Below are 21946 nucleotides of genomic sequence, written 5' to 3' on the forward strand. Positions count from 1 at the left end.
GCCTTACTCGGCCTGGTGCTTCTCGACGTTGGACTTGTCGATCACTTCGACGCCGGTGTCGGTGTGGCTCGGGGGCATCTTGCCCTCGGCGTAGATCTCGTTGAGCACGACGACCGCGTCATGGCCCTGACGCTGCGGGTTCTGCGTGATGGTCGAGGTCAGCGCGCCCGAGATGATCAGCTCGCGGGTCTGCGGCAGCAGGTCGGAGCCGACGACCGGGATCTTGCCGGCCATGCCGTTGCGCTCGAGATACTGGCCGATCGCCGGGAACGAGCAGCAATCCAGCGAGATGATGCCGGTGATGTCGGGGTTGGCGAGGACGGCGTTCTCGATCGCGGCGTAGATCTGCTGCGGCTCGTTGGTGGTGTTGATCAGGCCGGCGATGGCGATGTCGGGGTGCTTGGCGAGCGCCTGGCGGGCGCCGTTCTCGCGGTCCTTCGACCACTGGGCAGCGGCGTCGACCGTGAAGATCAGGATCTTGCCCTTCTCGCCCATCTCCTTGACGAGGGTCTCGCCCATGACGACGCCCGAATAGACGAGGTCCTGGCCGACGAAGGTCAGGCGCTGCGAAGCCGGATTGTCGGTGTTGAAGGTGACGACCGGGATGCCGGCGGCGAGCGCCTTGTTGATCACCGGCGCGAGAGCGTCGGTCGAGGACGAGGACACGGCGATGCCGTCGACGCCCTTGGTGATCCAGTTCTCGAGCTCGGCCACCTGCTTCTCGGCGCCGCCGCCGACCGGGCCGGTGAACAGCGCGTTGACGTTCAGCTCCTTGCCGGCCGCCTCGGCGCCGGTGCGCATCGGCACGGCCACCGAAAGGGCGGGGTCATGGTAGGAGACGACGAAGGTCGGCTTTTCCTTGGCCTCGGCGCGGGCCTTGATCGCCGGCGACAGGGTGAAGTCCGCGGCGGCTGCCGGGACGAGCAGGGCGAGCGTGGCGAGGCCCGCAAACAGGGTAGCGCGTAGCATGGTGGTTTCCTCCCAGGTGAAGTTCGCTTCGTCCGAAGTTCGTTCAGTCCGAAGTTCGTTGGTTCGCGTGTTGGTTGGCTATTTCTTCGATGTCAGTCCGCCGATCAGCGCCGCTGTCAGCACGACCGCTCCGATCAGGGTCGTCTGCCAGAAGGGCGTGACGCCGAGCAGGATCAGGCCATTGCGGACGACGCCGATCAGCAGCACGCCGAGCAGGGTTCCGGGGATGGAGCCCTCGCCGCCGCCGAGCCGCGTGCCACCGATGATGACCGCGGCGATGACGTCGAGCTCCAGGCCGATGCCCGTGACGGGCTGGACGTTCTCGAGAAAGCCGAAGTTGATGATGCCGGCGAACGAGGCGAGCAGGCCGGCGATGGCGAAGGCGACGATCTTGGTGCGCGACACCGGCACGCCGACGATGCGCGCGGCGCGGTCGTTGCCGCCGACGGCGAAGATGTGGAAGCCGAAGGTCGTCCGGTGGAGCAGGAAGAAGCCGATCGCCGCGACGACGATCAGGACCAGGACCTGGTTCGACAAATTGCCGATCAGCCGGCCCTGGGCGATGCCGGTCAGGATCGGCGCGGCGCCCTGGCCGTGCGGCAGCGAGACGGGCATGCCGTTGCTCATGACGAGCGTGGCGCCGCGGATCAGGTAAAGCGTGCCGAGCGTGGTGATGAAGGACGGGATGCGGCCGACGACGGTGATGGCGCCGTTCATGGCGCCGATGCCGAGGCCGAGCAGCAGCGTGATCAGGATCGCCGCCGTCTCAGGCACGCCACCGACGATCAGGAGGCCGCCGACCATGCCGGCGAAGCCGTAGAGCGAGCCGACCGAGAGGTCGACTTCCGAGATGATCAGCACATAGGTGGCGCCGACGGCGAGCACGCCGAGCAGCGAGATCTGGCGCAGCAGGTTGAGGATGTTGGTGCCCGTCAGGAAGACCGGGCTTGCCACGGCGAAGACGATGCAGAGCGCCAGCAAGGCTCCCAGCACACCGGCTTCACGGGTCAGCAGCAACCCTCGGAGCGATTGCGTCCATCCGCTCTGCGCGGCGTTGCCCGTTGCGACGTTGGTCATCATCCTGTCTCCCTCGCATCGTCGCAGCCCAGCGCGGACGATCTCGTATCCGTTGTTCCGCGCAGCCGGCCGCCATCAGGCGCCCCGGCTCGCGGGTCGTTCATCGATTGGAATGGAAAGGCGCGGCCGGGACCGGTCCGCTTGGAGGTGGGCCGGCGGCGCGAGGCCGCCGACCCTGCCGCTTATTTGAGTTCGCCGGCGAACACGGTAAGCTTCAGGTCCGGCAGGATCGCCGCCATGTTGTCCTTGCTGACGGTAAGGATCGGCAGGACCACTTCCTTCTCGGTCTTGCCGCCTTCCAGCTTGGCGATGACGCTTTCGCCGGCCGTCTTGCCCATCAGGTAGGGCTGCTGCATGCCGCTGGCGACGATCGAGCCGTCCTCGATCATCGGCAGGAACTCCGGCACGCCGTCAAAGGCGCCGATCAGCGTCTCGCCGCCGCGGCGCATGGCGTCGACGGCGCGCTTGGCGCCGAGCGTCGGCGAATCCGTCTGCACGAAGATACCGCGCATTTCGGGATGCGCCGTCAGCATGTCCTGCACGAAGCGATAGGTCTCGTCGGCGGTGTAGGTCTGCATCTCGTTGCGGGCGACGATCTTGTTGCCCGCCTCTTCCATCGCCCGGACGAAGCCGTTGGTGCGCTTGACGCCGTTCTGGCGCGCCTGGGAGATGGTGACCATGCCGACCTCGGCGTTCTTCCAGCCCTTGGCCTCGAAGGCCTTGGCCAGCGCCTTGCCGACGTCATAGGCGCCGGCCTCGTCGTTCGACGTGACGAAGGTGACGTATTCGCCCGAGGTGGTGCCGATGCCGGCGAAGCTCACCGGGACGCCCGCCTTCTGGGCGAGGTTGAGCACGGCCGGCGCGGTCGAGGAGTCGGTCGGCGAGAGCACGATGCCGCTGGCGCCCTTTACGAGCGCATCCTGCGTGTTCTGCAGCTGCGTCTGCGTGTTGTTGCGGCTGTCGAGCGCGACGAAATCATAGCCGTGCTCCTTCGCCGCCGCTTCGACGCCCTTCGACACGTAGCGCCAGAAAGGCGCGTCGAGACCGGCCGAAAGATAGACGATCTGCTTGCCTTCGGCCTGCGCCGCCGACGGCATGCCGGCCGCGGCCGCAAGGGCCGCCGCGCCGGCGAGCGCGATGAGCGCCCGCTTGGTGATGTTCATGATTTCCTCCCTCCTCGACGGCGGCCTTCGCCGCCCCTCCTGTCGCGCCTAGGGCGCGCCGACAATGCCCTCCGAGATCAGGCGATCGATCTCTTCGGTTTCGAAACCCGCATTGGCCAGGACCTCGCGGCTGTGCTCGCCGACCAGCGGCGCGCCTCTCTCCACGGTCGACGGGGTCTTGCTGAAGCGGATGGGGAATCCGGGGGTCTTCAGGTGACCCTCGGTGTGGTGGTCGTATTCGACGAAGCTGCCGTTGAACTTCACCTGCGGATCCTCGACCGTCGCGGCGAAGTCGTTGACCGGGCCGGCCCAGAGGCCGAGCGCCAGCATGGCGTCGATCAGTTCGGCGCGCTTCCAGCCGCGGCTGTGCTTGGCGACCAGCTGATGGATGAGGTCGCGCTGCTCGAACGGGTCGACGTCGTCGTTCATCGCCAGGAAGGCGGGCTCGTTGAACAGTTCGCCGAGCTTGGCGAGCTGCGGGAAGGCGAGGGCGACATAGCCGTCCTGCGTCTCGAACACGCCGTAGGGGGCGCGGATATAGACGTGGCCGTGCGGCTCCTGCGTGCGCTTCTGCGGTTTGCCGTCGATGGTGAAGACCGACAGCTCCTGCATCTGGAACGAGATCGCGGCGTCGAGCATGTTGACCTCGACGAGCTGGCCCTCGCCGGTGCGCTCGCGGTGCAGCAGTGCCGCCAGCGCGCCCTCGAAGGCGGCATAGGCGGTGGTCGCGTCGACGACATACTGGCCGACCGGCTGCGGCGGGCCGTCGGCCTGGCCGGCGGAATACATGGCGCCGGAAAGCGCCTGCAACAGCAGGTCCTGGCCCGGGCGGGCGGAATAGGGGCCCTCGGCGCCGTAGCCGGAGATCGAGACATAGATCAGGCGCGGGTTGATCGCTTTCAGCGTGTCGTAGTCGACGCCGAGCTTCTTCGCCACATGCGGGCGGTAGTTCTGCATGAAGACGTCGGCGTTCTGGACCAGCTTGTGCAGGGCGGCCTGGCCCTGCGGCGACTTCAGGTTGATCGCCAGGCTGCGCTTGTTGCGGTTCAGCGACAGGAACGAGGCGTTGATGGTGCGGGCGCCGCCGCCGGCCGGCATGCGCCGCTGCCACTCGCCCTCGACCGGCTCGACCTTGATCACGTCGGCGCCGATGTCGCCCATGCGCTGCGCCGCGAACGGGCCCGACATCGCGACCGTGCAATCGAGCACGCGGTAGCCCGAAAGGATCTGGGCCTTGTTCCGCACTTCCTGGCTCATCGCCACTCCCATTTCCGTCGTTTCTGCGCCCGGTTTTGGTGGGCGGCGTTTGATGATTGTTGATAGCGCTAACAAGTTTCTATATCTGTTAGCGCCAACATAGGGGGCTGTCAATGCGCCGAAGACGATTTGGAAATGCTCCAGCCGGGACGGGCGTCGTGACCATGGCGGACGTCGCCGCGCGGGCCGGCGTCTCGGCCCAAACCGTGTCGCGCGTCATCGGCCGGCCGGAGATGGTGACCGAGGAGACGCGCAAGCGGGTCCAGGATGCCATCCGCGAGCTCAACTACATCCCGAACGAGGCGGCGCGGAACCTCGCCTCCAACAACAGCCGCGTCGTCGCCGTCGTCATCCCGACGCTGTCGAGCTCCGCCTTCGCCGCCCAGGTCAAGGCGACGATCGACACGCTCGAATTGCGCGGCATCTCGGTGGTGATCGGCAACAGCGAATATTCGGTGCTGCGCGAGGAGCAGATCATCCAGACGCTGCTGGAACGGCGGCCGATGGGCTTCATCCTGACCGGCCTGCACCACACGCCGCGCGCCATGGACCTGCTGCGCCAGAGCGGCGTGCCGGTGGTCGAGACCTGGGACACCGACGCGCGGCCGATCGACTGCGCCGCCGGCTTCTCCAACATCGCCGCCGGCCGCGACGTCGGCGCGCTGCTCTTGAAGCGCGGCGCCCAGCGCATCGCCTTTGTCGGCGGCGCCGCCTCGCAGGATTCGCGCGCCAATGGCCGTTTCATCGGCCTCGCCAAGGCGGTCGCCGAGGCCGGCCTGCCGCCGCCGGTGCGTATCGAGCTGGTGCTGCCGATGAGCACCCAGGACGGCATTCACGGCCTTGACGCGGTGCTGGCGCAGGCGCCGCTGACCGATGCGATCTTCTTCTCGGCCGACAGCCTGGCGCTCGCCGCGCTGCTCGAATGCAACCGGCGCGGCCTGCGCGTGCCCGAGCAACTGGCGATCTGCGGCTTCGGCGATTTTGACCTGGCGGGGCTGGTGACGCCGTCGCTGACGACCGTGCGGATCCAGCCGGACGTGATGGGCCGGACCTCGGCGGAATTGCTGCTGGCGCGCGTCGATGGCGACGAGGCGCCGACGACGGTCGCCCTGCAGCACCAATTGATCCGTCGCGGCAGCGCCTGACGCCGCCGAGACGTTTCTTCTATTTTTTCAGGGGGATGGCTGCAAAGCGCGGCGTCCCGAAATTGCCTCAGATCCGGTACCAGCCTTCGGCCGTGGTGCGGAAAAGCTGGCGCTGCTCGTCGGCCGAATAGCCGGAAACGATCTCGCGATAGGCGTTCACGACGGTCGGATAATCGCTGAACAGGCCGTCGAGCGGCCAGTTGGTGCCGAACATGCAGCGCGACGGGCCGAAGGCCTCGATGCAGACCTCGATCCAGGGCCGGATCGTCTCCACCGTCCAGCCATGGTCGACCATGGCGAGGCCGGACAGCTTGCAGGCGACATTCGGCGCCTCGGCCAGATGCCGGATCGCCTTCCGCCATTCGTTGAAATAGGGGACGGTGCGTTCCTTCGGGAAACCGCAATGGCCGAGGATGATGGTCGAGCGCGGGAAATCGCGCGCGAGGTCGAAGGCCTTGCCCATCTGCGGCCAGCCGGCGTCCATGTCGTAGATCAGGTCGCGCTTCTGCAACTCGTTGAAACCGCGGCGGAAAGAGGGATCCGCGAGGAAGTCGAGGCCGATGAAGGAGAGCATGCGCACGCCGCGGAAATTGGCGTGCTGCATGTGCCGCTCGAGCTCGGAGGCGGCATTGTCGGCGGCGAGATCGACGCGCGCGATGATGCCGTTCGGCATGCCGTGCTTGTCGGCGACTTCCTGCAGCCAGGCGGTCTCGCGCACGGTGTCGATTTCGCCGTCGGCGGTCTCGATATGCACGGACTTGATCAGGTTGACCGGCGCGCCCTCGCGCTGCAGATCGGTGACCAGATAATCCTTCATGATGGCGGAATAGTCGCCCGACGGGTGGCCGACGAACGGCTTGTCGGTCAGCCAGCCATAGCGGATGCCGCTCTTCAGGTCCCACAAGTGGTGGTGGGCGTCGACGAATTCGAACGCTTCGGTGGTCATGTTTCCTCCCGGTATGCTTCAGTTCGGCCGTGCGATGACCATCGTCGTGAAGGCGCCTTCCTGCACGATTTCGTCATGCTGGTTGTGGACGGCGATGTCGCGAACGATGACGCCGCGATCGCCCTTGCTGGTCCGGCGGGTGCTGGAGACCGTCAGTTTCAGTCGCAGCGTATCGCCGAAGAACACCGGCTTTTTGAACTGCCAGTTGACGCCGAGCAAGGCCACCGCGGTGCCGTCGAGGCCGCCATCGCGGTCGGCGAGGCCGGCCGAGACGATCAGCGCCAGCAATCCGTGCGCGATCGGCTTGCCGAAGGGGCCGCGGCTGGCGAACTGATAGTCGGTGTGGGCGGGATTATAGTCGCCCGACAGACCGGCAAACGCCATGACGTCGGCCTCGGTGATGGTCCGGCCCGGTGACCAGAACACATCGCCTTCATGAAAATCCTCGAAATAGCGGGCCATTGTCGTCCTTTAACAATGATTCTTGGTAACCATCCGTTAACCGATGGCGTCATTTTCGCCATTTTTGGCTTGTCGCAGGTTAGCGCTATCATGCCCGAACTACAAGCGGCCTCCGGTCAGGGCAGAGGCAGGGGGAGACCGGAGATGGGCGGCGGAAAGCGTGAGGTCGAAGGCAACGGGCAGAGGGCAGAAGGCAGAGGGGACAGGACACAGCACGCAGGACGGAAGGCGGCGGGCGGGGTGGAAGACGGCGCATGCGAGGCGGCGCGGAGGGTGGCGGCCCGATTGCCGCGGAAACTCCCTTGTCTGTTCGCGCCGGGACCGCTCGAATGCCGCGGACCTTTCGCGTTGGCGCCTCGAGCCTTATCAAGGGAGGCGGCTCCAGAAGATGGACATTTCTAGGACGGACATCCCGATGCAGCGAGCGGGTTCAAAGCTCCAGGTCGGCTTGAAGCAGCAGGCGGGCTCAAGGCATCGGGTCGGCTCGACGCGTCGGATCGGCGCGATGGTGATTGCGCCGACCTCTGCCGGGCGCGGCCGGTGCTGATGCGTGACCGCTTCACCATTGCGCGGGCGCGAACAGCCGAGGACCTGCGCGATGTCGCGCGCCTCTTCAAGCGCTATGCGGCGACGCTGCCAATCGATCTCGGCTACCAGGGCTTCAACTCGGAAGTCGCCGGCCTGCCCGGCAAATACGCGGCGCCGGAGGGTGAGCTTTTCCTGGCGCGGGATAGCGCAGGCGGGGCGGTCGGCTGCGTCGGGCTCAGGCCGTTGCCGGCCGAGGGCGAGTGCGAGCTGAAGCGGCTCTTCATCCTGCCGGAGGCGAGAGGAAGCGGGCTGGGCCGGGCGCTCGCCGAGGCGGTCGTCGCACAGGCGCGGACGCTCCGCTATCGGCGGATCCGGCTCGACACGCTTTCCAGCATGCAGGCCGCGCTCGCGCTCTACCGCGGCCTCGGCTTTCAATCATGTGACGCCTATTACGCGCCGACGCCACCCGGAACGGTCTTTCTGTCCCTGGAACTGTAGCGCGGTGCCGAAATCGCGAAACGTTGATCTTGCTTGTATCGACCGGATCGGAATGGAAGCGTATTTTCTGCTGCACGCTCTTGTTTGAATACATCGATCTTGGAAGCACCTAAGCATTTCATCCGCTCTTCCAAGACTTCCCGTGAACTCGGTAGCGAAAATCTGTTCGCCGGAGGCGGGTGAGCGCCGCTTGATGAGACCGATGCCTGGTCGGGCCGATCTTGCGGGCGCTGCTCTTCGGAGCTTGCGAACCTGCAATATCCGCAAATGGCAAATGTAAGATCCGCAGATCTCGAAGGGCTCATTGCTTTGGTTCAAGCGAGGTCCATCCGGCCTTGCCCGCAACGGCGACGCACCGGATCGGGCCCGCCCCATCACGGGAGGCGTTCATGCGCGCGGGGAATCTTCATGCCGTTGCCGCGAATCTTCCTATCCGGGCAGTGATCCTGCAATCGGCCGCCGCGCTGGCGGCGCTGGTGCTGGTGTCGGCGCCTGCGGGCGCGCAGCAGGTGACCGGGACGCCCGGCGCACCCGACGCCACCACGACGATCGACGGGCGCTATCTGCCCAATCCGCCGCCACCCTTCGGCGGAGAGATCAATCTGAACGCGGCGCAGTCGCGGCCGTTCTGGCCGCCGCGCATCGTGCCGCCGGCCGGCGCGCCCAATGTGCTGCTGATCATGACCGACGATGTCGGCTTCGGCGCGCCAAGCACCTTTGGCGGCGTCATCCCGACTCCCGCGCTCGACCGGATCGCCGCAAGCGGCCTGCGCTATACGCAGTTCCATTCCACCGCGCTCTGCTCGCCCACCCGCGCGGCGCTGATCACCGGGCGCAACCACCACTCGGTCGGCTTCGGCCAGATCTCCGAAATGGCGACGGGCTACCCCGGCTATGACAGCATCATCGGTCCGGAATCGGCGACGATCGGCGAGATCCTGCGCGAGAACGGCTACGCCACGTCGTGGTTCGGCAAGGACCACAACACGCCCGCCTTCGAGGCGAGCCAGGCCGGCCCCTTCGACCAGTGGCCGGGCGGCATGGGCTTCGACTATTTCTACGGCTTCGTCGGCGGCGACACGAGCCAGTGGCAGCCGAATCTCTTCCGCAATACCACGGCGATCTATCCCTATCTCGGCCACCCCGGGTGGAACCTGACCACGGCGATGGCGGACGAGGCCATCAACCACATCAAGATGCTGAACGAGGTCGATCCGTCGAAACCGTTCTTCGTCTATTACGTGCCGGGCGGCACGCATGCACCGCATCATCCGACGCCCGAATGGATCGACCGGATCAGCGCCATGCACCTGTTCGACCAGGGCTGGAACGCGCTGCGCGACCAGATCTTCGCCAACCAGAAAAAGCTCGGCGTCGTTCCCGCCGACGCGCAGCTGACGCCCTGGCCGAGCGATCGGCTGAAGAACTGGGACCAGCTCTCCGCCGACGAAAAGAAGATGTTCATCCGCCAGGCCGATGTCTACGCGGCCTATCTCGCCTATACGGATCACGAGATCGGCCGGGTGATCCAGGCGGTGCAGGATGCCGGCAAGCTCGACAACACGCTGATCATCTATATCAGCGGCGACAATGGCTCGAGCGCCGAGGGTTCGCTCAACGGCACGCCGAACGAGGTGGCGCAGTTCAACAGCGTCGAGGTGCCGGTCGCCGACCAGCTCAAATATTTCTACGACGTCTGGGGATCGGACCAGACCTATCCGCACATGGCGGTCGGCTGGACCTGGGCCTTCGACACGCCCTACAAATGGACCAAGCAGGTGGCGTCGCATTTCGGCGGCACGCGCCAGGGCATGGCGATGTCGTGGCCTGACGTCATCAAGGACCCCGGCGGCATCCGCAACCAGTTCCACCATGTCATCGATATCGTCCCGACCATCCTCGAGGCGACGCATATCCAGGCGCCGGTGATGGTGAACGGCGTCGCGCAGAAGCCGATCGAGGGCGTCGGCATGGCCTACACCTGGGACAAGGCCAATGCCAACGTGCCGACCCGCCACGAGACGCAGTATTTCGAGATGTTCGGCAATCGTGGCATCTACGACAAGGGCTGGTATGCCAACACGACGCCGATCAGCCCGCCCTGGGAACTCGGCGCCACGCCAAACCCGGATGTCGTCAACGCCTATAAGTGGGAGCTCTACGACCTCGGCAAGGACTGGACGCAGAACAACGACCTCGCGGCGGCCAAGCCGGCCAAGCTGACGGAGATGCAGGAACTCTTCCAGACCCAGGCGGCGCGCTACCAGGTGTTCCCGCTCGACAATTCCGTGGCCACGCGGATGGTGATGCCACGGCCGAGCGTCACCGCCGGGCGATCCGAATTCAGCTATTCGGGTTCGCTGACCGGCATTCCGATGGGCGACGCGCCGCAATTGCTGGCGACCTCCTACACGATCACCGCCGATGTCGACATTCCGGAAGGCGGCGGCGACGGCATGATCCTGACGCAGGGCGGCCGGTTCGGCGGCTACGGCTTCTATGTGCTGAAGGGAAAGCCGGTCTATGTCTGGAACCTGCTCGACCTGAAGCGGGTGCGCTGGGAGGGCAAGGAGGCGCTGACGCCCGGCAAGCACCGGCTTGTGTTCGATCTCAAATATGACGGGCTCGGCTTCGGCACCTTCGCCTTCAACGACATGAGCGGCGTCGGCCGGCCGGCGGACGGGACGCTTTCGGTCGATGGCAAGGTGGTGGCGAGCGAGCGGATGGAGCAGACGGTTCCCGTCATCCTGCAATGGGACGAGACGATGGACATCGGCTCGGACACCGGCACATCGGTCGACGACCAGGACTACCAGGTGCCGTTCCCCTTCGCCGGCGCGATCGACCGGCTTACGATCAAGATCGACCGGCCGGTGCTGTCGCCCGCCGATATCCAGCGCCTGCGCGCGGCGCAGCGCGACAATCATTCGAGCGAGTAGCCGTACGGACCGGATCGGCGGCCGCTGGCGCGGCGGTTGATCTGCCTCAAGGGAGGATGCGGCCGCAGGCGGCAAACTGTCCGGACGGGCCGAGGCCCGCGGTTCGGAACAGGAAGGGCAGGGGAATGCTGGCAAGGGACATCATGCATGGGCCGGTGATCTCGGTCGAGCGGGAGACGCCGGTCGCCGATATCGCGAAGCTGCTGATCGAAAAGCGCATCAGCGCGGTGCCGGTGATCGACGACAGCGGCGCTCTCGCCGGCATCGTCTCGGAGGAGGACCTGATCCATCGCGAGCGCGCCGGCACCGAGATCGGCCGTCCCTGGTGGCTCCGCATCTTCGCCAACGACCAGATCCTGGCCGACGACTACGTCAGGAGCCACGGCATGCGCGCGACCGACGTGATGACGAGCGAGGTGATCTCCGTTCCAGAGGACGCGCCGCTGCTGAAGATCGTCGAGCTGATGGCGAAGAACCATATCCGCCGCGTCGTCGTGCGCGACGGCAACCGGCCGGTCGGCATGATCTCGCGCGCCGATGTGCTGCGCGCCGTCGACGAGATCGAGCAGACGCGGCAATCGACCGACCGGGACCGCGAGATCCGCACGCTGCTCTTGACCGAACTGCGCAAGCAGCCCTGGTTCCGCCTGCAGGACCAGGACGTCGCCGTCTCCGGCGGCGTCGTGACCTATCGCGGCGTCGTCGGCACGCCGTCGGAGCAGGCGGCGCTGCGCGTCGCCGCCGAGGCCGTTCCCGGCGTCGTCCGCGTCATGGACCTGACGCTCGCCGAGAGCGACACGACGCTGTTCTAGCCGCGCGGGCCGGCCCTAGGCGGAGACGGCGCCGTAGGGCCAGCTCCAGTCGCGGATCTCCGGCATGTCCTCGCCGTGGCGGCGGATGTATTCCTCGTGCTCGATCAGCTTGTTCTGCATCGCCTGCTTGGCGTGCGCGGCGGCGGGCAGGAGGCCGGGCACGCGGTCGATCACCGTCATGGCGAGGTGGAAGCGGTCGAGGCCGTTGATCACCGTCATGTCGAACGGCGTCGTCGTCGTGCCTTCCTCCATGAAGCCGCGGACATGGAAATTGGCGTGGTTGGTGCGCCGGTAGGTCAGCCGGTGGATCAGGTGCGGATAGCCGTGGAAGGCGAAGACGACCGGCTTGTCGGTGGTGAACAGGCCGTCGAAATCGCGCGCGGCGAGGCCGTGCGGATGCTCGCTCTCGTCCTGCAGCGCCATCAGGTCGACGACATTGACGACGCGGATCTTCAGCGCCGGGAAATGCTGGCGCAGCAGGTCGACGGCGGCGAGCGTCTCCAGCGTCGGCACGTCGCCGGCGCAGGCCATGACGACGTCGGGCTCGGCGCCCTGGTCGTTGCAGGCGAAATCCCACAGCCCGATGCCGGCGCGGCAGTGCTTCACCGCGCTCTCGATGTCGAGCCATTGCGGCGCCGGCTGCTTGCCGGCGACGATGACGTTGATGCGGTCATGCGTGCGCAGGCAATGGTCGCCGACCCAGAGCAGCGTGTTGGCGTCCGGCGGCAGGTAGATGCGGACGATGTCGGCCTTCTTGTTCGCCACCACGTCGATGAAGCCGGGATCCTGGTGGCTGAAGCCGTTGTGGTCCTGGCGCCAGACATGCGAGGTGAGCAGGTAGTTCAGCGAGGCGATCGGCTTGCGCCAGGGCAGCTCGCGCGAGACCTTCAGCCATTTGGCGTGCTGGTTGAACATGGAATCGACGATGTGGATGAAGGCCTCGTAGCAGGAGAACAGGCCGTGCCGGCCGGTGAGCAGGTAGCCCTCCAGCCAGCCCTGGCAGAGATGCTCGCTCAGCACCTCCATCACCCGCCCGTCCGGCGACAGGTGGACGTCCTCGGGGATCGTCGGCTCCATCCAGGCGCGGTCGGTCACGGCGAACACGGCGTCGAGCCGGTTCGAGGCGGTCTCGTCCGGCCCCACGATGCGGAAATTGCGCGTCTCGGCGTTCAGCCGCATCACCTCGCGCAGATAGGCGCCGAGCACCCGCGTCGCCTCGGCTTCGACGGCGCCGGGGGCGGCGACCGTTACGGCGAAATCGCGGAAATCCGGGCAGAGCAGCGGCCGCCGCAGCAGGCCGCCATTGGCGTGCGGGTTGCTGCCCATCCGCCGCGTGCCGGCCGGCGCGAGCGCCCGCAGCTCTGGCAACAGCCGGCCGGCCTCGTCGAACAACTCCTCCGCCCGGTAGCTCTTCAGCCAGCTTTCGAGCTGGGCGAGATGGGCCGGGTTGCTGGCGATGCCGGAGAGCGGCACCTGATGCGAGCGCCAGAACCCTTCCGTCTTCAGCCCGTCCACCTCCTTCGGGCCGGTCCAGCCTTTCGGGCTGCGGAAGACGATCATCGGCCAGAGCGGCCGCTCGACCGGCCCGCCGGCGCGCGCCTTGGCCTGGATGTCGCGCAGCCGCGCCAGCGCCGCGTCGAGCGTCGACGCCATCGCCGCGTGCATCGCGGCAGGCTCCGAGCCCTCGACGAAGAACACTTCGTGGCCGAGGCCCTCGAAGAATTTCCTGAGTTCATCGTCGCCGAGGCGGCCGAGCAGGGTTGGGTTGGCGATCTTGTAGCCGTTCAGGTGCAGGATTGGCAGCACGGCGCCGTCGCGGGCCGGATTGATGAACTTGTTCGATTGCCAGGAGGCGGCGAGCGGACCCGTCTCCGCCTCGCCGTCGCCGACCACGCAGGCGACGACGAGATCGGGATTGTCGAAGGCCGCGCCATAGGCATGGACAAGCGCATAGCCGAGCTCGCCGCCCTCATGGATCGAGCCGGGCGTATCGGGCGAGGCATGGCTCGGCACGCCGCCCGGGAACGAGAACTGGCGGAACAGCCGCCGCATGCCGTCCTCGTCCTCGGCGATCTCGGGATAGATCTCGCTGTAGCTGCCTTCGAGATAGGTGTTGGCGACCACCGCCGGGCCGCCATGGCCGGGGCCGCAGATGAAGATGACGTCGAGGTCGTCGCGCCGGATGACGCGGTTCAGATGGGCATAGAGGAAGTTGAGGCCCGGCGTCGTGCCCCAGTGGCCGAGCAGGCGCGGCTTCACATGGTCGATCCGCAGCTTCTCGCGCAGCAGCGGATTGTCCATCAGGTAGATCTGGCCGACCGAGAGATAGTTGGCGGCGCGCCAGTAGCGGTCGATCAGCGCGAGTTCCTCGGCGCTGGCCTTGTTGGCGTCGGTCATCTTCGATCCTTCCTCCGCTCGGACCGGCGTCACGCTCGACGCCGCCTGGTTTTCCTCATGCCGGCGCCCGATTCCTGCGGGATGCGGCCGGCGCTTGCCTTGATCGGCATCAAACCGCGTTTGGCAGGATGCCCCGCAGCAGGGTGGCGGCCTCCTCGGCGATTACCTGCTCCTCGTCGGTCGGGATCACCCGCACGGCGATCCGGCTGGAAGCCGCCTCGATGCGGGTGGCGTTGGCGGCGTTCGCCTCCGGGTCGAGCGCGGCGCCGAGCCAGGCGAGATGCGCGCAGACGGCGGCGCGCACGGCCGGCTGGTGCTCGCCGATCCCGGCGGTGAAGACGACGCCGTCCAGCCCGCCCAGCGTGGTCGCGAGCGCCGCCACCGACTGGGCGATGCGGAAGGCGAAGATCTCCAGCGCCTGGCGAGCCTCGGGCGCGCCGCTCTCGGCGAGCATGCGCGCATCGGCGCTGATTCCGGAAATCCCCAGGAGGCCGGAGCGGTGATAGAGCATGTCCGAGACCGCCTGGGCATCGAGCCCCCGCTGTTGCAGCAGGTGCAGGAGGACACCGGGGTCGAGCGCGCCGCAGCGGGTCGACATCGGTATGCCGTCGAGCGTCGAGAAGCCCATGGTCGTGTCGCGGCTCGCGCCGCTTTCGAGCCCGCAAAGGCTGGCGCCGCTGCCGAGATGGGCGACGACGACGCGGCCGCGTGCAAGCTCGGGAGCCGTCCGGGCGAGTTCGCCCGCGATGAAGCGATAGGAAAGCCCGTGGAAGCCGTAATGCTGGATGCCTTCGTCGAAGAGCGCGCGAGGCAGGGCGAAGCGGCGCACGCGTTCGTCCTGGCTGCGATGGAAGGCGGTGTCGAAGGAGGCCGTCTGCGGATGCTCGGGCCAGAAATGACGGATCGCCCTGATCAGCCGCAGGCTCTGCGGCTGGTGCAGGGGCGCCAGCGGCGTGAGCGCGGCGATCGCCTCCAGCGTCTCGTCCGTGATGCGCTCCGGGCCGGCGAAGCGCGCGCCACCATGCACGACCCGATGGCCGAACGCTGTGATCGGGTGCCCCGGCAGGTGGTGCGCCAGCCATTCCAGCGTTTCTTCCATGACCTCGTGCAGGTCGGGCGAGGGGCGGGCCGTCAGCGTGATCTCGGCCCTCTGTCCGTCCACGTCGATGCGCAGGCTGAGCGGGTCGTGCTGCAGGTCGATGATGCCGCGGCCGAGCCGGCGCGGGCCTCCCTCGTCGAGCGCGTAGAGACCGAGCTTGATGGTCGACGAGCCCGGGTTGAGGGTGAGCAGGATCGGCGTGGCCATGGCGCGTCCCGAGGTTGCAGCATTGCACCGACGATACCCTTTTCGCGAGCAAGATCCACCCGCGACGACGGGATGACACGCGCTTGCGACGGGGCGTCGCGGTTGCCGGGATTGACGTTGTCGCCGCGCCGGTCGCAACTTGGCGTTGGGGCTTGATCGAGGTCAATGCCGGCGACGTCCGGTCTGCGAAGCTTGCCGGATGGTCGGCAGTTGCGATGACGGGAGCCCGGTGGCGATCGCCAGCCTCGGCCGGTTCTTCCCGTCCGCCTTTCGCGGATGGGCCCATTTCTCCGTCCCACTTCCGGGAGACTGCCATGCTAGTCGAGACCGTGATGACCAGCCCGGTCATCAGCATTTCCCCTTCCACCACCATCGCGGAAGCGGCGCGGCTGATGCTGTCGCACCGGATCAGCGGCTTGCCTGTTGTTTCGGAAGACGGCGCGCTGGTCGGCATGGTGAGCGAGGGCGATTTTCTCCGTCGCGGCGAACTCGGCACCCAGCAGAAGCGGTCCTGGTGGCTGGAGCTGTTCTCCGGCCAGGGCCAGGCGGCGGAAGATTATGTCCGCGCGCATGGCCGCAAGGTCGGCGAGGTGATGACCAAGGGCGTCTTCACCACCAACAGGGAAGCCTCGCTGGAGGAAGTGGTCGAACTGATGAGCCGCCACGGCATCAAGCGGCTTCCGGTCGTCGACAATGGCAAGCTGATCGGCATTGTGTCGCGATCCGATCTGCTGCGGGCGCTCGCCCGCGCTCTGCCGGGCGACGACGCCGTTGTCTCCGACGACGAGCGCATCCGCGAGGCGATCGTGGCCGAGATCGCGAAGCAGAGCTGGGGCAGCGGCGGCCTCGTCCGCGTGACGGTCCGTGACGGCGTCGTCGAGCTGACCGGTACGATCTTCGACGAGAACACGCGCGCGGCGGCGCGGGTCGCCGCCGAGAACGTCCCCGGCGTCAAGGCGGTCAATGACCAGATCATCTGGGTCGAACCGGTCTCCGGCACGGTGATCCTGCCGTCCGACCGGAAATAGGGTCGGGGGGCTCTCCAGCCCGCTTGGGAAGGGGGCAGGGAAATCCCTCACCCCAACCCTCTCCCGCATGCGGGCGAGGGGGCGCGTTCGCGTGTGTCGATGGGGCGGGGTCTTCGGGACACGCCGGCCGACTCCCTCTCCCGCCCGCGGGAGAGGGCTGGGGTGAGGGGCTTGCTTCGGCCTTCGTCGGCGTCGAGAGCTAAAGCCCCAGCCGATAGAACGCGTTGGCGTTGTCGCGGTATATCTTCCGCGTCTCGGCCTCGGAGAGGCCGAGATCGGCGAAGGCGCGATCCAGCACCTCGACCCAGCGCGGTAGCGTCGTCGCCTGCAGGCAGACGGGATAATCGCCGGCATAGATGACGCGATCGACACCGAAGGTCTCGATCGTCGCCGCGATGAAGGGACGGAGATCCGCCTCGGTCCAGCGCTGCCAGTCGGCCTCGACCGGCAGGTCGGAGAGCTTGATCGAGAGGTTCGGATGGCGCGCCAGTTCGGCGATGTCGGCGCGGTATTGCTCGATCGCGCAGGCCCGGATGCCGGGCTTGCCGCAATGGTCGAGGATCATCGGCACATCCGGGATGTGCTTCACGAAGGCGCGGACGACGTCCATCTGCGTGTAGTTGACGTTGATCTCGAAATGCATGCCGAACTTTTCGAGCAGGTTCACGCCGGCGATGAAATCGGGGCTCAACGTCAGCGCGCGCGGATCGGCGTCGAACTCGACGATGCGGCGGATGCCCTTCACCATTGGGTGCTTCTCGGCCATCTCCGCCAGGATCGGTTCGGCTCGTGCGCCGCGTTCGAGCGGCGCCATCGGCACGATCGCCTTCAGGCGCGGATCGCGCCTCGCCTCGTCCTCGACGAAGGCGACCTCTTCCAGATACTGGCCGCGCTCGGCGGTAAAATCGGCGAAGCATTCGAGGAATACCATCGCCTCGACCGCGACCGGACCGAGATCGCGGGCATAGTCCTCGACGTGATAGGGCCGGTCGAACAGCGGGTTGCCCTTGATCCAGGCATAGTCGAGCCGGGCCGGATCCCAGATATGCAGATGGGTATCGATGATCGGAAAGGCGGGCATGGGCGGCTCTCTTTCTCGGTTCGCCTCAGGCCGTCGGCGCATCGGCGCGCAGCAGGCCCTCATGCTTCAGCTCGGCCCAGAGCGCGTCGGGAATCGCGTGCTGCATCGAGGCGATGTTGCGGGTGACGTGGTCGGGCCGGAAGCCGCCGGGGATCACCGAGGCGACGATCGGATGGTGCAGCGGAAACTGCAGCGCGGCGGCGGCGAGCGGCACGCCGTGCCGCGCGCAGACGGCCTCGATGCCTCGGACATGCTCGGCTTCGGCCGGCGTCGGCGGGTGGTAGTTGTAGGTCGCGCCCGGAACGACGCCGGTGGCGAGGATGCCGGAGGCGAAGACGCCGCCGATGACGACGCCGACGCCGCGCTGCTCGCAGAGCGGGAATTCGTGGTCGAGCACCGGCTGTTCGGCGAGCGTGTAGGGCAGGGCGACCAGGAAGAAGTCGAGGTCGAGCAATTCGAGGAAGCGGGGAATCGTGCCGATGCGGTTGACGCCGGCGCCGATGGCGCCGATCCGGCCCGCCGCCTTCAGCTCCTGCAGCGCCCGCATGCCGCCCGTCGCGAGCTCGGCGAGATGGGCGCTGACGAGCGCCTCGGAACCGAGATTGGCGAGGTCGAGATCGTGGATCAGCAGGGCGTCGACGCGGTTGAGGCCGAGCCGCTGCAGGCTGTCCTCATAGGAGCGCAGGATGCCGTCATAGCTGTAGTCGTGGCGGTGCTCGAAATGCAGCCCGTTCGGCCAGTCGCGCGTGCTGGCGGCGAAGGCGGCGGGATCGGCCGGCGCGGTGAAGACGCGGCCGACCTTGGTGGTGATGCGGAAATCCTCGCGCTTCTGCCGGCGCAGGAAGCGGCCGATGCGGTGCTCGCTCAGGCCCCGCCCGTACCAGGGCGAGGTGTCGAAATAGCGCAGGCCCGCGTCCCAGCCCGCCTGCAGCGTCGCCTCGGCCTCGTCGTCGCTGATGACGGTGAAGAGATTGCCGAACGGCGCGCCGCCGAAGCCGAGCTGCGGCAGGCGGAGCTCCGTGCGGCCGAGGCGGCGCAGCGCAAACGGATCCATGGCCGTCTCAGGCCGCCAGCTGCCGGAACGGAGTCGCGACCGGCACGATCTCAGCGATCAGTTCCTCGATCTCGCGCGCCGTGATGCGGTCGATCGCGGTCGTCGGGCTGCGGACGACGGCGGTGCGGATGACGCCGCGACGGACGAGGATCTGCTTGTGAATGAAATAGAAGATGTCGCCGCCCTGCACGGCGAGCCGGTTGATCGCCATGATCGTCGCGTCGAAATGCTGGCGCGCCGTCGCCTGGTCACCCTGGCGGAACGCGTCCCAGACGGCGACGAAATCGGCCGGCTGGCTGCAGAACGGCATGGTGCCGAGCGCGCCGCGCCGGAGTTCCTCGATGAAATAGCTGCCGCCGGCGCCGCCGAAGATGGTGAGCCGGTCGCCGGCCTGTTCCGCCATCGCGGCGACCTTGCTCGTCACCGGCAGGGTCTCGACCTTGATGTATTTCACGTTCGGGCATTCGGCCGCGATCTTCAGCGCCAGTCCCGGCGAGATTGGCGCTTGCGGCACGTCCTGCAGGATAACAGGGATGCCGACGGCGGCGTCGATCGCCTTGTAGTAGTCGAAGATCTCGTCGGAGCTGACCGGCATGAAGGAGGGCGGGATCACCATCAGCATGTCGGCGCCGGCCGCCTCCGCCGCCTTCGAATAGAACACGGCGAGGTCGGTGCCGGCGGCGCCGGAATTGATGACGATCGGCACGCGCTTGTTCGCCGCCGCGATGACGACGCGCGTCACCTGCGCCCGCTCGGCCTCGTTGAACTTGAACACCTCGCTGCCGAGCGCGACGCCGAGCCCATGCACGCCCGCGGCGATGTTGAACTCGACCAGGTTGGCCAGGCTTTCCTCGTCGATCCGACCGTCTTCATGGAACGGCGTCACCAGGATCGGCACGACGCCGTGCAGCGCGGGGAGGGACATGATGTTCTTCTCGGCTCTTCGGAATGAAATGCGTGATTATGACTTGTGAAACATCTCTTCGACCGGCGCCTGCCAGGGCGTGCCGTCGTCGTTGTATTCCATGTAGGGCTCCATCATCTTCCACCAGCGCAGCGTGACGGGGTCGTGCGGCGTGCCGGGCGGCGGCAGCTGGTCGCGCTCGAGATAGGCGAAGAGAAGCAGCCCGTAGCGGTAGATCGAGAAGTTGCGGATACCGTCGCGCTCCATGTTGGCCAGCATCTCCGGCCAGATCTCGTCATGCTTCTGCTTGTAGATCGCCTCAAAGCCGGGCTTCAGCTTCATCACCCATGCGACCCGCATGTCCGCTCCTCACTGTTTCGCTTCGATGGCCACGGCCGGCCAGGTGCCGCGGAAGCCGAGGCGGCGGCTGACATGGCCGCAGGCCTCGTTCAGCATCTCGACCAGCGGCAGCACCTCGGGACCGGGCGCCTTCAGCGACGGCCCGGTGATGCTGATGGCGCCGACCGGCCGCGCCATGGCGTCGAAGATCGGCACCGACACGCAGTAGACGCCAAGCACGACCTCCTGGTCGTCGATCGAATAGCCGCGCTCGCGGATGCGCTGCAGCTCGGCCTCCAGCACGCCGGCGTCGGTGATCGTCTTCACCGTGAAGGCGGGCAGCGGCCCGTCGAGCACCTCGCGCTGCTCGCTCTCGGTCATGAAGGCGAGCATCGCCTTGCCGGCGCCGCCGCAATGCAGCGAGCCGCGCGCGCCGATGCGCATGTCGAGCTGCATGCCCTGGTTGCCGCGCACCTTGTCGATGCAGACGCCGTGCTTGCCGCTCAGCGCGTTGATGTTGACCGTCTCGCCGGTGGTCTCGGCCATCTTCTCGGCGAAGGGGCGGCAGAGCGCCGGCAGGGCGATCCGCTCCAGCTGCAGGCCGCAGATCTCCAGCAGCCGGAACGACAATTCCCATTCGCCGCCGGGCGTCCGCTCGGCGATCCCCTCCTGCTCGAGGTCGAGCAGGAGGCGATGCACCGATCCGAGCGGCAAGGCGAGCTGGGTGGCGACGGCGCGCACGCCGAGCGGGCTCTTGCGGGCCAGCAGCTCCATCACCTGCACGGATCGGCGGATGCTCGACATGGGCGCTACCAGAACTTCTTCTCGAGCGCCAACGGGTCGATCAGGTTGTCGTCGATGTAGTCCCACTCGATCTCGTAGCCCATGCCGGGCCCCTTGGGCATATGGACATAGCCCTCGCTGTCGATCCGGTCGCAGGTGTTCTTCAGGTAGGGGTGGGGGGCGTCATAGTCGACGCCGGGGGCGAGCAGGCCCTTCTCGTAATATTCGGAGGTGTCTTCCGAGGTGGCGCCGAGCACCTGCAGATTGCCCCAGCCGGCCATGTGCATCTCGCAGCGCAGGCCATAGGCTTCAGCGACGATCGCCGTCTTGCGGGCGCCGGTGATGCCGCCGCGCACGACGTCGATGCGGCTCATGTCGCCGGCGCCGCGCAGGATCCACTCGGCCCGGCTGAACACGCCGCCGGCGACGATTTCCGGCGACAGGATCGGGATGGAAAGCTCGCGCGACAGGCGGACATAGCTCTCGACCCGGTATTCCGGCATCGGGTGCTCGTACCAGTAGAAGTTCAGCTTCTCCAGCTCACGGCCGACCTGGATCGCTTCCTCCATGGTCATGTAGGTGCCCCAGGGATCGAACATCAGCACATAGTCCGGCCCGACCGCCTCGCGGACGAGATGGCAGGTCTCGATGTCGGCCTTGATGTTGGAGGGGCGGCCGGGCGTCGGCTGGCCGGTCTCCGGGTTCCAGAAGTAATGCGGATGGATCTTGTAGGCCTGGTAGCCCTCGTTCTTGCAGGCGAGCGCGTGCTCGGCATAGACGCGCGGCACGCCGATGTTCGGATAGGTCGAGGCATAGGCCTTGACCTTCTCGCGGCCGGCGCCGCCCATCAGCTTGTAGACAGGCTGGTTGAAGGCGCGGCCGGCGAGATCCCAGAGCGCGTTGTCGATGACGCTCGCGACGTTTTCCGGGATGTTGGCGACCCAGAGCCACTTCCAGACCATCTCGCGGTCGAGCGGATCCTGGCCGCGCAGCAGCGGCAGGATGCGGCCGCGGATCATCTGCTGGTCGACGACGTTCAGCCCCTCGGCGTCACCATGCGAGCCGCCGCCGAAATAATAGCCGGTGACGCCCTCGTCGGTATCGATCGCCAGCACGGTCTGCATCAGGTCGGCCTTGGGCACGGGCAGGGCATGGCCCACATCCCAGCGGTCGGCCCAGGTCTTGAACGTCTTGATCTTGATATCGGTGATTTTCACGGATGCAGTCCTCTGGCAGGCGAAAAGGCGAGAGAAGGAGC

At 67.0% G+C, this 21946-nt stretch carries 19 protein-coding genes; 5 read left to right on the plus strand and 14 right to left on the minus strand.

Annotation, left to right across the window (positions count from 1 at the left end; all coding sequences use genetic code 11):
• Positions 1-3: 3 nt before the first annotated feature.
• The 4 genes from OSH07_RS13240 to OSH07_RS13255 all read right to left on the minus strand — a co-directional run bounded on the left by OSH07_RS13240 (position 4) and on the right by OSH07_RS13255 (position 4466).
• On the minus strand, positions 4-969 hold the full coding sequence (locus OSH07_RS13240; RefSeq protein WP_266339136.1) for a sugar ABC transporter substrate-binding protein: 966 nt from the start codon (positions 967-969) through the stop codon (positions 4-6).
• A gap of 78 nt (positions 970-1047) precedes the next feature.
• Complete coding sequence (locus OSH07_RS13245; protein WP_266339137.1) at positions 1048-2046, minus strand: ABC transporter permease; 999 nt, start codon at positions 2044-2046, stop codon at positions 1048-1050.
• Positions 2047-2228: 182 nt separating this feature from the next.
• Positions 2229-3209 (minus strand): substrate-binding domain-containing protein, encoded by a 981-nt coding sequence (locus OSH07_RS13250; RefSeq protein ID WP_266339138.1) that lies wholly within the window; start codon positions 3207-3209, stop codon positions 2229-2231.
• A 48-nt stretch (positions 3210-3257) separates the two neighbouring features.
• Positions 3258-4466: a CaiB/BaiF CoA transferase family protein gene (locus OSH07_RS13255; protein WP_266339386.1), complete on the minus strand. Its 1209-nt coding sequence runs from the start codon at positions 4464-4466 to the stop codon at positions 3258-3260.
• 164 nt (positions 4467-4630) lie between these two features.
• On the opposite strand from OSH07_RS13255, the gene OSH07_RS13260 reads away from it, so the two are divergent.
• Complete coding sequence (locus tag OSH07_RS13260; protein ID WP_266339387.1) at positions 4631-5611, plus strand: LacI family DNA-binding transcriptional regulator; 981 nt, start codon at positions 4631-4633, stop codon at positions 5609-5611.
• Between the two features lie 67 nt (positions 5612-5678).
• Here the strand turns inward: OSH07_RS13260 and OSH07_RS13265 are convergent, their stop codons facing one another.
• Both OSH07_RS13265 and OSH07_RS13270 read right to left on the minus strand, forming a co-directional pair.
• Complete coding sequence (locus OSH07_RS13265) at positions 5679-6557, minus strand: amidohydrolase family protein (protein ID WP_266339139.1); 879 nt, start codon at positions 6555-6557, stop codon at positions 5679-5681.
• A gap of 18 nt (positions 6558-6575) precedes the next feature.
• Positions 6576-7019 carry a MaoC/PaaZ C-terminal domain-containing protein gene (locus OSH07_RS13270; RefSeq protein WP_266339140.1) on the minus strand — a complete coding sequence of 148 codons (444 nt, stop codon included), beginning with the start codon at positions 7017-7019 and terminating at the stop codon, positions 6576-6578.
• A gap of 546 nt (positions 7020-7565) precedes the next feature.
• Between OSH07_RS13270 and OSH07_RS13275 the strand changes: the two genes are divergently transcribed.
• The 3 genes from OSH07_RS13275 to OSH07_RS13285 all read left to right on the plus strand — a co-directional run bounded on the left by OSH07_RS13275 (position 7566) and on the right by OSH07_RS13285 (position 11796).
• Positions 7566-8045, plus strand: a complete 480-nt coding sequence (locus OSH07_RS13275) for a GNAT family N-acetyltransferase (RefSeq protein ID WP_266339388.1) — start codon at positions 7566-7568, stop codon at positions 8043-8045.
• Positions 8046-8434: 389 nt separating this feature from the next.
• Positions 8435-10984, plus strand: coding sequence for an arylsulfatase (locus tag OSH07_RS13280; RefSeq protein WP_266339141.1), 2550 nt, complete (start codon positions 8435-8437; stop codon positions 10982-10984).
• A 125-nt stretch (positions 10985-11109) separates the two neighbouring features.
• The gene (locus OSH07_RS13285; protein WP_266339142.1) at positions 11110-11796 is read left to right on the plus strand and encodes a CBS domain-containing protein; all 687 of its coding nucleotides are present in this window, start codon (positions 11110-11112) and stop codon (positions 11794-11796) included.
• 15 nt (positions 11797-11811) lie between these two features.
• On the opposite strand, the gene OSH07_RS13290 is transcribed toward OSH07_RS13285, so the two are convergent.
• Complete coding sequence (locus tag OSH07_RS13290) at positions 11812-14193, minus strand: phosphoketolase family protein (RefSeq protein ID WP_266339143.1); 2382 nt, start codon at positions 14191-14193, stop codon at positions 11812-11814.
• Between the two features lie 109 nt (positions 14194-14302).
• Positions 14303-15499, minus strand: coding sequence for an acetate/propionate family kinase (locus OSH07_RS13295; RefSeq protein WP_266339144.1), 1197 nt, complete (start codon positions 15497-15499; stop codon positions 14303-14305).
• Positions 15500-15813: 314 nt separating this feature from the next.
• Between OSH07_RS13295 and OSH07_RS13300 the strand changes: the two genes are divergently transcribed.
• Positions 15814-16527, plus strand: coding sequence for a CBS domain-containing protein (locus tag OSH07_RS13300; protein WP_266339145.1), 714 nt, complete (start codon positions 15814-15816; stop codon positions 16525-16527).
• Positions 16528-16726: 199 nt separating this feature from the next.
• On the opposite strand, the gene OSH07_RS13305 is transcribed toward OSH07_RS13300, so the two are convergent.
• Genes OSH07_RS13305 through OSH07_RS13330 form a run of 6 tightly spaced genes read right to left on the minus strand, consistent with a single transcriptional unit; the run spans position 16727 to position 21905 of the window.
• On the minus strand, positions 16727-17608 hold the full coding sequence (locus OSH07_RS13305; protein WP_266339146.1) for an amidohydrolase family protein: 882 nt from the start codon (positions 17606-17608) through the stop codon (positions 16727-16729).
• Between the two features lie 25 nt (positions 17609-17633).
• A complete protein-coding gene (locus OSH07_RS13310) occupies positions 17634-18662 on the minus strand; it encodes an aldo/keto reductase (RefSeq protein WP_266339147.1) in 1029 nt (342 codons plus the stop codon).
• 7 nt (positions 18663-18669) lie between these two features.
• A complete protein-coding gene (locus OSH07_RS13315; protein ID WP_266339148.1) occupies positions 18670-19587 on the minus strand; it encodes a dihydrodipicolinate synthase family protein in 918 nt (305 codons plus the stop codon).
• A 36-nt stretch (positions 19588-19623) separates the two neighbouring features.
• A complete protein-coding gene (locus OSH07_RS13320; protein WP_266339149.1) occupies positions 19624-19926 on the minus strand; it encodes an L-rhamnose mutarotase in 303 nt (100 codons plus the stop codon).
• 9 nt (positions 19927-19935) lie between these two features.
• The gene (locus OSH07_RS13325; protein ID WP_266339150.1) at positions 19936-20709 is read right to left on the minus strand and encodes an IclR family transcriptional regulator; all 774 of its coding nucleotides are present in this window, start codon (positions 20707-20709) and stop codon (positions 19936-19938) included.
• Positions 20710-20714: 5 nt separating this feature from the next.
• Entirely contained in the window at positions 20715-21905 is a 1191-nt protein-coding gene (locus tag OSH07_RS13330; protein WP_266339151.1) for an enolase C-terminal domain-like protein, read from the minus strand.
• Positions 21906-21946 lie beyond the last annotated feature (41 nt).

This window comes from Kaistia nematophila (assembly GCF_026343855.1).
Lineage (GTDB): Bacteria > Pseudomonadota > Alphaproteobacteria > Rhizobiales > Kaistiaceae > Kaistia > Kaistia nematophila.

Bases quoted from the DNA above. Each gene is read 5' to 3' on its own strand.
- OSH07_RS13240 (WP_266339136.1), bottom strand. From the start codon at position 969: ATGCTACGCGCTACCCTGTTTGCGGGCCTCGCCACGCTCGCCCTGCTC.
- OSH07_RS13245 (WP_266339137.1), bottom strand. From the start codon at position 2,046: ATGACCAACGTCGCAACGGGCAACGCCGCGCAGAGCGGATGGACGCAA.
- OSH07_RS13250 (WP_266339138.1), bottom strand. From the start codon at position 3,209: ATGAACATCACCAAGCGGGCGCTCATCGCGCTCGCCGGCGCGGCGGCC.
- OSH07_RS13255 (WP_266339386.1), bottom strand. From the start codon at position 4,466: ATGAGCCAGGAAGTGCGGAACAAGGCCCAGATCCTTTCGGGCTACCGC.
- OSH07_RS13260 (WP_266339387.1), top strand. From the start codon at position 4,631: ATGGCGGACGTCGCCGCGCGGGCCGGCGTCTCGGCCCAAACCGTGTCG.
- OSH07_RS13265 (WP_266339139.1), bottom strand. From the start codon at position 6,557: ATGACCACCGAAGCGTTCGAATTCGTCGACGCCCACCACCACTTGTGG.
- OSH07_RS13270 (WP_266339140.1), bottom strand. From the start codon at position 7,019: ATGGCCCGCTATTTCGAGGATTTTCATGAAGGCGATGTGTTCTGGTCA.
- OSH07_RS13275 (WP_266339388.1), top strand. From the start codon at position 7,566: ATGCGTGACCGCTTCACCATTGCGCGGGCGCGAACAGCCGAGGACCTG.
- OSH07_RS13280 (WP_266339141.1), top strand. From the start codon at position 8,435: ATGCGCGCGGGGAATCTTCATGCCGTTGCCGCGAATCTTCCTATCCGG.
- OSH07_RS13285 (WP_266339142.1), top strand. From the start codon at position 11,110: ATGCTGGCAAGGGACATCATGCATGGGCCGGTGATCTCGGTCGAGCGG.
- OSH07_RS13290 (WP_266339143.1), bottom strand. From the start codon at position 14,193: ATGACCGACGCCAACAAGGCCAGCGCCGAGGAACTCGCGCTGATCGAC.
- OSH07_RS13295 (WP_266339144.1), bottom strand. From the start codon at position 15,499: ATGGCCACGCCGATCCTGCTCACCCTCAACCCGGGCTCGTCGACCATC.
- OSH07_RS13300 (WP_266339145.1), top strand. From the start codon at position 15,814: ATGCTAGTCGAGACCGTGATGACCAGCCCGGTCATCAGCATTTCCCCT.
- OSH07_RS13305 (WP_266339146.1), bottom strand. From the start codon at position 17,608: ATGCCCGCCTTTCCGATCATCGATACCCATCTGCATATCTGGGATCCG.
- OSH07_RS13310 (WP_266339147.1), bottom strand. From the start codon at position 18,662: ATGGATCCGTTTGCGCTGCGCCGCCTCGGCCGCACGGAGCTCCGCCTG.
- OSH07_RS13315 (WP_266339148.1), bottom strand. From the start codon at position 19,587: ATGTCCCTCCCCGCGCTGCACGGCGTCGTGCCGATCCTGGTGACGCCG.
- OSH07_RS13320 (WP_266339149.1), bottom strand. From the start codon at position 19,926: ATGCGGGTCGCATGGGTGATGAAGCTGAAGCCCGGCTTTGAGGCGATC.
- OSH07_RS13325 (WP_266339150.1), bottom strand. From the start codon at position 20,709: ATGTCGAGCATCCGCCGATCCGTGCAGGTGATGGAGCTGCTGGCCCGC.